Annotated in this window: 10 protein-coding genes and 1 pseudogene; 6 read left to right on the forward strand and 5 right to left on the reverse strand. The window is 74.8% G+C overall.

Annotated elements, in window-relative coordinates:
* Window positions 1-217, forward strand: a pseudogene (locus ABD340_RS31385) (glycerol kinase); the annotation flags it as partial.
* A 7-nt stretch (window positions 218-224) separates the two neighbouring features.
* On the opposite strand, the gene ABD340_RS31390 reads toward ABD340_RS31385, so the two are convergent.
* On the reverse strand, window positions 225-1,202 hold the full coding sequence (locus ABD340_RS31390; protein ID WP_344593886.1) for a Gfo/Idh/MocA family protein: 978 nt from the start codon (window positions 1,200-1,202) through the stop codon (window positions 225-227).
* 163 nt (window positions 1,203-1,365) lie between these two features.
* On the opposite strand from ABD340_RS31390, the gene ABD340_RS31395 reads away from it, so the two are divergent.
* The gene (locus ABD340_RS31395) at window positions 1,366-2,208 is read left to right on the forward strand and encodes a trypsin-like serine peptidase (RefSeq protein ID WP_344593888.1); all 843 of its coding nucleotides are present in this window, start codon (window positions 1,366-1,368) and stop codon (window positions 2,206-2,208) included.
* Window positions 2,209-2,287: 79 nt separating this feature from the next.
* Here the strand turns inward: ABD340_RS31395 and ABD340_RS31400 are convergent, their stop codons facing one another.
* A complete protein-coding gene (locus ABD340_RS31400; protein WP_344593890.1) occupies window positions 2,288-3,703 on the reverse strand; it encodes an MFS transporter in 1,416 nt (471 codons plus the stop codon).
* A gap of 101 nt (window positions 3,704-3,804) precedes the next feature.
* Here ABD340_RS31400 and ABD340_RS31405 point away from each other — a divergent pair, with 101 nt between their 5' ends.
* Window positions 3,805-4,719, forward strand: a complete 915-nt coding sequence (locus tag ABD340_RS31405) for a helix-turn-helix transcriptional regulator (protein WP_344593892.1) — start codon at window positions 3,805-3,807, stop codon at window positions 4,717-4,719.
* A gap of 39 nt (window positions 4,720-4,758) precedes the next feature.
* Window positions 4,759-6,615: a transketolase gene (locus ABD340_RS31410; RefSeq protein WP_344593893.1), complete on the forward strand. Its 1,857-nt coding sequence runs from the start codon at window positions 4,759-4,761 to the stop codon at window positions 6,613-6,615.
* A 15-nt stretch (window positions 6,616-6,630) separates the two neighbouring features.
* Here ABD340_RS31410 and ABD340_RS31415 read toward each other — a convergent pair whose 3' ends face one another.
* The 3 genes from ABD340_RS31415 to ABD340_RS31425 are packed head-to-tail and all read right to left on the reverse strand — an operon-like array spanning window position 6,631 to window position 7,847.
* The gene (locus ABD340_RS31415) at window positions 6,631-6,882 is read right to left on the reverse strand and encodes a DUF6343 family protein (protein WP_344593895.1); all 252 of its coding nucleotides are present in this window, start codon (window positions 6,880-6,882) and stop codon (window positions 6,631-6,633) included.
* Between the two features lie 15 nt (window positions 6,883-6,897).
* Window positions 6,898-7,341, reverse strand: coding sequence for a YbhB/YbcL family Raf kinase inhibitor-like protein (locus tag ABD340_RS31420; protein WP_344593897.1), 444 nt, complete (start codon window positions 7,339-7,341; stop codon window positions 6,898-6,900).
* A gap of 26 nt (window positions 7,342-7,367) precedes the next feature.
* Window positions 7,368-7,847 carry a nuclear transport factor 2 family protein gene (locus ABD340_RS31425; protein ID WP_344593899.1) on the reverse strand — a complete coding sequence of 160 codons (480 nt, stop codon included), beginning with the start codon at window positions 7,845-7,847 and terminating at the stop codon, window positions 7,368-7,370.
* Between the two features lie 92 nt (window positions 7,848-7,939).
* Here ABD340_RS31425 and ABD340_RS31430 point away from each other — a divergent pair, with 92 nt between their 5' ends.
* Together ABD340_RS31430 and ABD340_RS31435 are read left to right on the forward strand one after the other, a co-directional pair.
* The gene (locus ABD340_RS31430) at window positions 7,940-8,509 is read left to right on the forward strand and encodes a winged helix-turn-helix transcriptional regulator (protein WP_344593900.1); all 570 of its coding nucleotides are present in this window, start codon (window positions 7,940-7,942) and stop codon (window positions 8,507-8,509) included.
* A gap of 31 nt (window positions 8,510-8,540) precedes the next feature.
* Window positions 8,541-12,011, forward strand: a complete 3,471-nt coding sequence (locus ABD340_RS31435; RefSeq protein WP_344593901.1) for a hypothetical protein — start codon at window positions 8,541-8,543, stop codon at window positions 12,009-12,011.
* Window positions 12,012-12,114: the final 103 nt, after the last annotated feature.

Here is a 12,114-nt window from a genome sequence, read left to right on the forward strand (position 1 = left end):
GGTCTCCAAGCCCGTGGTCGCCGAGACCACCGCACTGGGCGCCGCCTACGCCGCCGGCCTGGCCGTCGGGTTCTGGCGCACGCCCGACGAACTGCGGCAGCACTGGAACGAGGACCGCCGCTGGGAGCCCGAGTGGGACGAGGAGCAGCGGGAGAAGGGCTACGCGGGCTGGCGCAAGGCCGTGGAGCGCACCTTCGGGTGGGTCGAGGTCGACTAGCGGGAGGCTAGGAGGACCCCTGGAACGAGGCGGCGATCTCGTCGATCACGCGCAGCACGGCCACTGACTCGTCCAGCGGCAGCAGCGGCGACTCGGTGAGACCGAGCCGCAGGCAGCGCGCCACCTCCTCGGCCTGGTGGGTGTAGCCGTTCCCGGCCAGGTCGACCGTGAACGTCTCCGGCGCGCCGCCCGCCCGGGTCAGCGTCAGGGCCTCGGGCCGGTAGAACGGCGAGGCCAGCTCGATGCGGCCCTTCGTGCCCACGACGGTGGCGGTGTGCGGCGACTCGCCCATGAGACCGCAGTGCAGTAGCGCCACCGCGCCCGAGCGGTAGCCGAGCAGGACGCCGGTGTTGGCGTCCACACCGGTCGGCGCCGGGGCCGCGGTGGCCTGCACGGTGTCGGGCGGGCCGAGCAGCGGCCAGGTGATCGACAGGACGTAGCAGCCCAGGTCGAGCAGCGAGCCCCCGGCCAGCTCCGCCGACCACAGCCGGTGCTCGGGGTCGAACGGCGGGGCGATGGAGAAGTCGGCGTACACCGCCGAGACCTCCCCGATCGCGCCCTCGCCGACCAGCGCGTGCAGCCGCCGGACCAGCGGGCTGAAGCGCGTCCACATCGCCTCCATCGCGAACCCGCCGGTGGCCCGCGCGATCCCGGCCAGCCGCTCGGCGTCGGCGGCGGAGGTGGTGAACGGCTTCTCCACCAGCACCGCGCGGCCCGCCTCCAGGCACAGCCGGGCGGGCTCGAAGTGCAGCGGGTGCGGGGTGGCGACGTAGACGACGTCGACGTCCTCGTCGGCGGCCAGGGCGGCGTAGGAGGCGTGCGCCCGGCCGATCCCGTGCCGGCGGGCGAACGCGGCCGCGGTGGCGGGGGAGCGGGACCCGACGGCGGCGACCTCGTGGCCGTCCAGGTGGAGCAGGTCGGCGGTGAAGACCTCGGCGATCCCGCCCGTGCCCAGGATGCCCCAGCGAATCGGTTCGTCGGCCATGTCGCACATCGTACGGGTTCGTCCCGCGTGTCGATCATGGCTGGTCAACGGCGATCGAGAGCATGACGGCCATGGCCCTTGCCCAGCCCCGGAACCGCCGGACATGATCGAGCGTCATCCCGGCGGCCGTGTCCGCGCGCCGCCCTCGCCAGAGAGGACATCCATGATCAGACGTCTGGCCGGAGCGGCCCTCGCCGTGTCCGCGAGCGGCGCCGCGCTGACCGCGGCGACCGGTCCCGCCCACGCCGCCGCGCCCGCCGCGAAGGTCGACTTCGCCGGGACGGTCGCGCTCAGCAACTGCTCGGGCTCGGTGGTGCGCGGCCCGCGCTCGCGGGACGGCGACAAGGCGCTGGTGCTGACCAACGGGCACTGCCTGGAGACCGGCATGCCCGGCGCCCGCCAGGTGATCATCGACCGGCCGTCGGCCCGGACGTTCAAGCTCCTCGACCCCACCGGCCGCAAGGAACTGGGCACGCTCGCCGCCACCCGGATCGAGTACGCGACCATGACCGACACCGACGTCACGGTGTACCGGCTGAGCAGCACCTACGCCGACATCCGCCGCAAGTACGGGATCTCCGCGCTGCGCCTGTCCCTGGACCGGCCGCGGGCCGGGACGCAGATCCGGGTGGTGTCCGGCTACTGGAAGAAGATCTACTCCTGCAAGATCGACGGGTTCGTGTACCGGATGCGGGAGGCGGACTGGACCTGGAAGGACGCCATCCGCTACACGCCCGAGTGCGAGACGATCGGCGGCACCTCCGGCTCCCCGATCGTGGACGCGGGCTCCCGCCAGGTCGTCGGCGTCAACAACACCGGCAACGAGAGCGGCGAGCGCTGCACCCTCAACAACCCGTGCGAGGTCGGCAAGGACGGCAAGGTGACCGTCCGCAAGGGCACCAACTACGGGCAGCAGACCTACCTGCTCGCCCGCTGCCTCGGGGTCGGCAACGACGTCGTCCTGGGCGGCTCGTGCGCCCTGCCCCGCCCCGCCGCCGCGAGATGAGGCGCTGCCGGACGAGGCGTTGAGACGGTGAACGCCCGCCCTAGGGCCGGGTGGGCGTTCACCGTCCCTTCCGGGCGCCCTACCGCGTCCGGCGCGCCAGGACGACCGCGAACGCCGCGCCGGCCAGGGCGGCGCCGGCCAGCGCCCACCCGGTGGCGTACTCGGCGTGCCGGGTGGAGCCGCCGTCGCGGGCCAGCGTCAGGAACAGCGTCCCGATGGTGGCCACGCCGACCACCTGGCCGAGCTGCATCACCGTCAGCATCAGGCCGCTGGCGTCGGCGGCCGCGTCCGCCGGGACGTGCCGCAGCGCCGCGGTCATGACGATCGGCAGCACGCCCAGCCCGAGCCCGATCACCGCGGTCAGGAGCTCGTACGGCACGCCGCCGCCCGCCAGCGGACCCACGAAGGCGTAGCCCGCCGCGGCCAGCAGGAATCCGGCGGCGACCGTCCAGCGGTGCCAGCCGGCGGGGATCCGCTGCCAGGTCAGGCCCACCAGCCCGAACGCCGCCACGCAGGGCACGAATGCCAGCCCCGACTGCAGCGGGGTCATCTCCAGGTCGCCCTGCAAATGCAGGGTCGTGGTGAACAGGAACGAGCCCCACGAGCCCGGCCCGCACACCAGGACGGCCAGGGCGAGGGGGAGGCCGGGGCTGCGCAGCACCCGGCCGGAGATCAGGGGGCGTCCGCCCCGGGCCGCCACGCCCCGTTCCACCGCCACGAAGACGGGCAGCAGCGCCCCGGCCGCGGCCAGCGACACCCAGCCCCACACCGGCCAGCCGAGTTCGTGGCCGAGGATCAGCGGGACCGTGAGCAGCAGCACAGCCGGGGTCAGCACCAGCAGGCCGGGCAGGTCGAGCCCGCCGTCCCGGCGGCCCTCGTCCCGGGGCAGCACGCGCGGCCCGGCCGCCAGCAGCAGGACGCCGAGCGGCACGTTGACCAGGAAGACGGTGCGCCAGCCCGCGCCGAACAGGTCGGCGCTCACCAGCAGCCCGCCGGCGATCTGTCCGACGACGACGCCGCCGGAGGTCACGGCGGAGTACAGGCCCAGCGCCCGCCCCCGTGCGGCGCCGGTGAAGGTCTGCTGGAGAATGCTCATCACCTGCGGCGACATCAGGGCGGCGCCCGCGCCCTGCAGGAACCGGAAGGCGACCAGCGACCAGGTGGTGGGGGCCAGCCCGCAGGCCAGCGAGGCCAGCGTGAAGACGGCCAGGCCGAGGTGGAACACGCGGCGGTGGCCGTGCAGGCGCCCCAGCCGCGCCCCGGTGATCAGCAGCACCGCGAACGCGATGACGTAGCCCGCGACCACCAGCTGCAGCCCGGAGCCGGAGGCGCGCAGGTCGGTGCGCAGCGTCGGCAGGGCGACGTTGACGATGTTGACGTCCAGGATGGCCATGAAGTGCCCGAGCAGGAGGAGCGCGATGATCCGGCCTCCGGCCGGACCGTCCCGCCGCTCCGCCCGGGGCGCGCTCCGCGGACGGGTGGTTGCCTCTGTCATGACCATCAGCATGCATGTCGTCTGATACCGGTAACAGAGCCGGTTCATACTGGTACTGGCGCCACCTGGATCAGCGGCTCGCGCAGGGAGAGGGTAGACCCATGAGCACCGACACCCGTACCAGCGCCGCGACCGGCACGGGTACGCAGAACGGCACTGCGACGCAGGGCGGGACGCTGCGGCGGCGCGAGCTGGCGGCGTTCCTGCGCAGCCGCCGGGCGCGGATCACTCCGGCCGACGTGGGCATGCCGCCCGGCCGCCGGCGCCGCACGCCGGGCCTGCGCCGCGAGGAGGTCGCCCAGCTCGCCGGGGTCGGGGTGACCTGGTACACCTGGCTGGAGCAGGGACGTCCGATCAACGCCAGCTCGCAGGTCCTGGACGCGATCGCCCGCACGCTGCGCCTGGACGCGGCCGAGCGCGAGTACCTCTACCTCCTCGCCGAGGTGCCGCGCGCGCCGGCGTCCAGCGACGACGACGTGCCGGAGGACGTCCGCGCCATCCTCACCGCCCTGGAACCGCTTCCGGCGGCTCTGGGCAACGCCCGCTCCGACGCCCTGGCATGGAATTCGGTCTACGCCGCCATGTTCCCGTCGGTGGTCGGCGCTCCGCCCGGCGAGCGCAACTTCCTGTGGACGGCCTTCACGCTCCCGCCCTGCTGCAACCCGATCGCCAACATGGAGGAGCAGGCCGCCGAGCAGGTGGCCGTCTTCCGCTACCGCTACACCCGGCAGATGCGGGAGCCCGGGTGCAATGACTTCGTCCGTCGCCTGTCGGAGGCCAGCCCCGAATTCGCCAGGCTCTGGGCCAGGCATGATGTCGCCAACCCGCGGCCGTGTGAAAAACACTTCCGCTACCCGGGGGTGGGCGAGATCGCCACCCGTACCACCAGCATGGAGGTGACGGGCTCGACCGGTCTGCGCCTCGTGGTCTACACGCCCGTGGACGAGCGGAGCCGCGAGCGGATCGCCTGGCTGTGCGACCACCCGGAGGCGGCCCGCCCCGACCACGCCCACTGAGCCCGAATTCCTTACCCCACGCCGGGTAGGGGGCCCGGCATGGACCAACACGAGCTACGCGAACTGGGGCAGAGGCTGCGTGTGGACGCCGTCCGCGCATCCGGTGCGGCGGGGTCGGGCCACCCCACCTCGTCGATGTCGGCGGCGGACCTGATGGCGGTCCTGCTGGCCCACCACCTGCGCTGCGACTTCGAGGCGCCGTCCAACCCCTGCAACGACCACCTGATCTTCTCCAAGGGCCACGCGTCCCCGCTGCTGTACGCCATGTACGCCGCGGCCGGGGCGATCTCCGACGCGGAGCTGCTGACGTTCCGATCCCTCGGCAGCCGGCTGGAGGGCCATCCCACCCCGCGCCTGCCGTGGGTGGACGTGGCCACCGGCTCCCTGGGCCAGGGGCTGCCGGTCGGTATCGGCATGGCCCTGGCGGGCAAGCGGCTGGATCAGCTCCCCTACCGCGTGTACGTGCTGTGCGGCGACAGCGAGATGGCCGAGGGGGCGATCTGGGAGGCCGCCGAGCACGCCGGGTTCGAAGGGCTGGACAACCTCACCGTCGTCGTCGACGTGAACCGGCTGGGCCAGCGCGGGCCCACCCGGCACGGCTGGGACACCGGCGCCTACGCCCGCCGGCTGGGCGCGTTCGGCTGGCACACGATCGAGATCGACGGCCATGACGTCGCCGCGATCGACGCCGCCTACCGCGAGGCGCTCGGCACCCGCGGCCGGCCGACGGCGATCATCGCCCGGACCGAGAAGGGGCACGGCGTGTCCGCGGTGGCCGACAAGGAGGGCATGCACGGCAAGCCGCTGCCCGACACCGAGGAGGCGGTCGCCGAGCTGGGCGGGCGCCGCGACCTGACGGTGGAGACCCGGCATCCGGTCGCCGAGCACTGCGCCCGTCCGCTGGACCACGGCCCGGTGACCCTGCCCCGGTACGAGGTGGGCGACGAGGTCGCCACCCGCGACGCCTACGGGGAGGCGCTGGCCGCCGTCGGCTCGGCGTACCGCGCCGTGGTCGCGCTGGACGGCGAGGTCAGCGACTCCACCAGGACGAAGATCTTCGCCAAGGAGCATCCGGAGCGGTTCTTCGAGTTCTACATCGCCGAGCAGCAGCTGGTCGCGGCGGCGGTGGGGATGCAGGCGCGCGGGTGGACGCCGTTCGCCGCGACCTTCGCCGCCTTCCTGACCCGCGCCTACGACTTCATCCGGATGGCCGCCGTCAGCCGCGCGGACCTGAACCTGGTCGGGTCGCACGCCGGGGTGGCGATCGGCAAGGACGGGCCGTCCCAGATGGGCCTGGAGGACCTGGCGGCGTTCCGCGCCGTGCACGGCAGCACGGTGCTCTACCCGTGCGACGCCAACCAGACGGCGCGGCTGGTCGCCGGGATGGCCGCGGCGACCCGGTCGGACCGGGGCGTCCGGTACCTGCGGACCAGCCGCGGCGAGACCCCGGTGATCTACGGGCCGGACGAGGAGTTCCCGATCGGCGGGAGCCGGGTGCTGCGCGCGAGCGACCGCGACGAGGTGACGCTGATCGGTGCCGGGGTCACGGTGCACGAGGCGCTGGAGGCGGCCGACCGGCTGGACGCCGCGGGGATCTCCGCCCGCGTGATCGACCTGTACTCGGTGAAGCCGGTGGACGCCGGGACGCTGCGGGAGGCGGCGGACGCGACCGGGCGGCTGGTGACCGTCGAGGACCACTGGCCGGAGGGCGGCCTGGGCGACGCCGTCGCGGAGGCGTTCTGCGACGGCGGCCCGGTGCCCCGGATGAGCCGGCTGGCCGTCCGGAACATGCCCGCGTCGGCGACCCCGCGGCAGCAGCTGGAGGCGGCGCGGATCGACGCGGGCGCGATCGTGGCCGCGGCCCGCGAACTGGTCGGCGCGGCCGCACAAGCCTAGAGCCGGAGCTACGGCTCAGCGGGCGCGGCGGGCGATCACCACCAGGTCGGCCGCGGCGGTCAGCGCGACGACGGCGCAGATCGCCGCCGCCGTCCAGGCGCCGGGACCGTCGCCGCGCACGGCCGCGATCGCGAACACCGTCGCGGCCACCGCCCCCGCGAACAGCGCGATCGCCGACAGGACCGCGCGCAGCCGCAGCGGGCTGCGCGCCGTCCGCGGCTCGTCCCCGGGCGGCTGCCGCCGGTGGTCGGGCTCGGGCTCGGGCACTATCCCACCCGCGGCCTACCTGCGGTACGTGCCGACGAGCGGGCCGGAGGCCACGGCCTTCTCCTCGATGACGGCCTGGAGGTCCTCGGTGGTGAACCCGTCGGTGAGCCCGGACGGCTCCGCCAGCCCGTACAGCCGGAAGAAGTAGCGGTGCGGACGGTCGCCCGGCGGCGGATGCGGGCCGCCGTACCCCGGCGTCCCGTAGCCGTTACGCCCGGTGACCGTTCCGGCCGGCCGCTCGCCCGGTTCCAGGCCCGTCGTCTTCGGCGGGATGCCCGCCAGCAGCCAGTGGACGAACGTGCCGCTCGGCGCGTCGGGGTCCTCGCACACCAGGGCGAGCTCCACGACCTCACCGGGTGCCTCGGACCATTCCAGCGGAGGCGAGGTGTCCCCGTTCGCGTGCGAGTACTCGGCCGGGATCGGGTCCTGGTCGCCGAAGGCCCGGCTACGCAGCGTCATCTCGTGCATACCCTCCCCGTGCCCGTTCAGGTGGCGGGAATGCGGGCCCAGGTGGACGGATCGTCGCTGATCGGCGGTGCGGCCGCCTCCGGCACGCCCTCGTCGGCGCGGCGCGCCAGGGCGCGGGCGAGGTACTGGCTGTCCTCCAGCGTGCTGATCCGGGTGATCCGGCCCCAGCGCATCTCCATGTGCTGCATCACGATGTTGTGGTAGCCGCCCGCGGCGGGGGAGCTGACCTCCCAGAACGCGGCGACCCGGGTGCGCCAGGGCCAGCCCGCCACGACCACGTCGCGGATGGTGATCCGCGAGTCGGGCAGCAGCCGGAACGCCCGTTCGAACCACGCCTTCTGCGCCTCCAGGACGGTCCGCCGGCCGCCCATCGCGTGGTCGCCGGCGAACTCGTGCTCGAACCGCGGCGCGAAGCGGGCCAGCAGCTTCTCGTACGCCCGCGGGTCCAGGTCGCCCAGGGCCCGCCGGATCACGGTGCCGGTGATCATCCGGTACATGTCGCCTCCCAGTGCGTTGCCGGCCGGTCAAGTTCCCTCAAGGAACCTAGCATCCTCGGGTTCCCTCGGGGAACTCGGGTAGGGTCTCGGGCATGACCCGTGTGCGTCTGGCCGATGTCGCCTGCTCGATCGCCCGCGCCACCGACCTGTTCGGCGACGCCTGGACGGCGCTGATCATGCGGGACGTGATGGCCGGGCTCGGCCGGTTCGACGATCTGGCCCGCGACCTGGGCATCTCCCGCAAGGTGCTGGCCGCGCGGCTGTCCCGGCTGGTCGACGAGGGCGTGCTGGAGCGGCGCCGATACCAGGACCGGCCGCCCCGCGAGGAGTACGTCCCGACCCGCAAGGGCAAGGAGCTGTCCGCGGTGCTGCTGGCGCTGATCGACTGGGGCGACCGCTGGTACGCGGGCGAGGACGGGCCTCCGGCGCTGGTCCGGCACGACGCCTGCGGTCACGACACCACCCCGGTCATGACCTGCTCGCATTGCCGGGAGCCGCTCACCGCCGACGACACCACGGTCCGGCCCGGCCCGGGAGCCCGCGTCGGGACCGGCACCCTCCTGCTCGTCGACCGGCTGTCGGCCGATGGCCCGCCCGGCGATCCGTCCGGCCCGGAAGGGGTTGCCCGATCGGCCCGGGATGCGCCATCATCGTCCGCATGATCACGAGGAAGGGCGGTCACCGCCCGGGCCGTTGAGCCCCATCCGGCCGGTCAGCGAACCGGCTGAAGGTCCCGCCGAAGCCGCCGACGCGCTGCTGGCGGGCGTCGAACCTCTTCCGTACCCGCTCCGCATGCGCGAGCTGGCCCTGCACGCCCGGCGCCTGGCCGGGACCCCCGAGCTGGCCGCGCTCCTGTCCGAACTGTTCGCGCGCGGCCGGTACGAGCGCCGCACCGCCCTGCACATGGCCATGGCGGCACGCGACCTCGGCCACGTCGCCGCCGCGCTGGCCGGGCCCGACATGGAGTTGCGGCGCGCCGCGCTGCGCGCCGTGCGGACCCTGCCCGTGCCGGACGAGGCCGCCGAGGCGGTGCTCGAGGACGCCCCCAGCGTCCTGCGCCGCGCGCTGTACCGGACGCTCCTGCACGCCCGCCGCCGGGCGCTGGCCGACCGGCTGCTCCCGCTGGTGCGGGAACGCTGGGGCGACCGCGAGGCCGCCGTCCTGCTGCCCGCGTGCAGCGGCCCCGCCGTGGCCGAGGCGCTTCCGGGGCTCGCGCACGCCGTCGTCACGTGGCGGGCGCTGGGCAAGCGGCACCCGGACCTGGTCCTGGACGCCGCCGTGGAAGAGACCGCCGAACGGGATAACGCCGTGCAGCCCTCGCTGTGGGGCTGGTGGCGCCGGCGCGGCGCCGGGGTCCAGGCCGCCGCCGAGCGCGTCCCCGGGCGCGTCCTGGCCCTGATGGAGGAGCACGATCGGCGCGGGCAGCTGCCGCGCGTCGCCACCTTTTCGCCTACGGCCGTCGGGGCGCTGTTCAAGGCCGACTCCGCTCGTACGGCGCGCCTGCTGCTGCGCGGTGTCTGGTGGCTCCACCCAGGCGTGCGGTCGAACCTGCTCGCGTTCGTGCGCTCCTGTCCCCTGGAGGACCTTCTCCAGGGGGTCCCGACCAGGTTGACCGGGTTGCGGACGATCCTGGAGGTGCTGCCGCCCGGCCGGCGCGAGGCCGTCTTGGACGCGGTCGTCAAGCGCGGCAGCGGCGTCCTGACCGAGCTGCGGGCGCTGCCCTTGCTGGACCTGCTGCCGTCTGCGCGCGCGGCGGCCGAGGCCCGGCGCATGCTGGATTGGCACGGCTCGGTGCGGCACTCCTCGCGCTCCCGTGCCGACGACCCGAACCTGCCGCTCAAGATCAAGGCGTACCTGCCCTACGACGAGGCCGCGGGGCCGCTGGGCGAGGCCGCTCTCTCAGGGGACGCGCAGCGGCGGAGCCTGGCCAGGTCGCTGCTGCTGGAGTGCGCGGCCCGCACGGGGGACCGGGCCGTCGTGACGGAGCTCGTCACCAAGCTGGCGCTGCGCAGCGTCAACGAACTGGATCCGGTACGGGCCTCGCTGCTGGGTGCGCTGGTCGCGCTCCGGCCTGTCCATTACGACGACGCGTGGGCCGGGCCTCTCGGCCGTCTGGCCGCTTCCGCCATCGAGGCCCGCGACTCCTCGCCCGGCACCCGGCGCGTGCTGCGAGCGCTGGCCGCCCGCGTGCTCCGGCACGCCGAGGGGCCGCTGCTGACCGACTGGGCGCTGGGGGTGTACGAGCGGCTCATGGCCCGGCATGGCGCGGACGGCCTCGCTCCCGCCGAGCCGGAGCTCGAGCCGCGCAGGCGGCGCGGGCGGCGACCGCGTGCGGCGGCCGACGACCACAGGCTGGACCGCGTGCTGCGCCGCGGGCAGGAGCGCGACCTCCTGGACCGGCTCCGCCCGCACCTGCGGGCCGCGCGCGGCCGCGGCGACTTCTCCCTGGTGGTCTGCCTGGCCGCCGCCCTCGGCCGCCGTGCCCACGGTCTGGCCGAACTCCAGGACGATCTGCGCGCCGCCATCGTCCAGGCCCCCGAGTCCGTGGCCCGCGACGCCGCGCACCTGTGGCTCGCCCATCCGGGCTCCCGCGAGGAACGCGCCGCCGACCTGCTCCGCGCCGACCCGGCGACGATCGTCCACCCGCGGGTGTGGCGGGTGGCGGCGGGGAGCCGCACGGATCTGCTCGTCCCGGCGCTGGACGGCGCGCCCGGAGACTGGGTGCCCGAGGTCGTCGCCGATCTGCCGCGGCGCTGGACGCCCGCCCAGCGCGACCGCGTCCACGCCTTGCTCGGCGCCCGGGCGGGGGACGAGTCGCTGCCGGTCGAGTCCCGGCTGGCGGCCGTGCGCTCGCTCGGCCGCGTCCCCGGGACGGTCGGCGACCTGGCGGTCTGGGCGGGCCGGGAGGACAGCGTCCTCGCCGACGCGGCGCTGGAGGCCCTGGCCCACGGCGACGAGCCGGCCGGGGCCCTGGGGTTGCTGCTCGACCAGGCCCGCGGGCTCGCCTCGCCGGTGGCCGTCGCGGCGATGGGACGGTGCTGCTCGCGGGTCCGTCCGGCCCGGCTGGGCCGCCTCCTGCACGCGGCGGTGACCGGCCCGGACAGCAAGGTGACCGTGCGGAAGCAGGCGGTGCGCCAGCTGGAGCGCCACCGGCCCCCGCACACGGCCGACATCCTGCTGCGCGCCTGGCAGAACCCTGACCTGCACAAGGATGTGCGCGTCGCCGTGGCGGCCGCGCTGCGCCACATGCCCGGCACCCCCGGCGTCCTGGAAGCGCTGAGCGACGCGGCCGGGCCGTACGCCGGCGAGGAAATGCACCGCACGCTCTTCCAGGCACAGCCCTGGGGGTACGCACCCGCGCACCGGCCGCGCTACGCCGCCCTCGTCCGGCGCCTGCTGAACGCCGCCGAGGGGCCGGGCGTGCGATTCCGCGCCTCCCGGGCGTTCGGCGTCTGGGCGCCCTGGTACGAGGGCGGCTTCGGCGAGATCATCGCGGCCGTCGGCGACCCCGCGGACCCCGCCGGGAGGCGGGAGCTGCCGGTGTTCGTCACGCTCATGAACACCGGCATGGTCCGCACCGAGGTCGTGGAGGTCCTCGGGAGACTCCTCGCCGCCGGGATGGGCCCCGAGGCCCGGGCCAGGGTGTCCAGGATCGTGCGCGCGCTGTCGGCCTTCCAGACGCAGAGCCATCGCCGCGACCTGGCCCGGCAGGTCGTCGACCTGCTGGCGCCGCACCCGCTGTACCTCGAGGAGGCGGCGCGGCTGGCCGTGGATCATCTTCCGGTGACCAAGGGCAACGGCGGGACGGCGCCCCACGGCTCCGCCGGTGAGCTGGAGGGGGAGCTGCTGGCGCTGGCCGGGCGGCTCCGGGAAAGGCCCGTGCTCGCCGCGCAGGTGTGCGAGAAGGATCTGCGGCGCCGCCTGAGCGGTTACCGGAACTGCTTCGTCCCGCCCGCCCTCCTGCTCCCGATCGCGCGCAGGCTCCTGGAGGAGGACCACCTCGCCGCCGGCCTCATGGCCGTCACCCTGGCCGACGTCGCGGGACCCGAGGCGGGCTGGCCCGACGGCTGGCGCGAACTGGCCGACCGGCTGCGCGGGTCGGAGCACGTCGACATCGCCGCCGGAGCATGGGCGATCGAGGTCCCCGGCGGCGCCGCCGGTTGATCTTCATAAGAAACGCGGCCGGGACCTGTCACCTCTGCGATGCGTGAACCGCCTTGATCGGTGAAAGGTAAGAGGCGGGAAGGTGTTGGGGGCGGGCGGGGAG

This window comes from Actinomadura vinacea (assembly GCF_039532545.1).
GTDB lineage: Bacteria > Actinomycetota > Actinomycetes > Streptosporangiales > Streptosporangiaceae > Spirillospora > Spirillospora vinacea.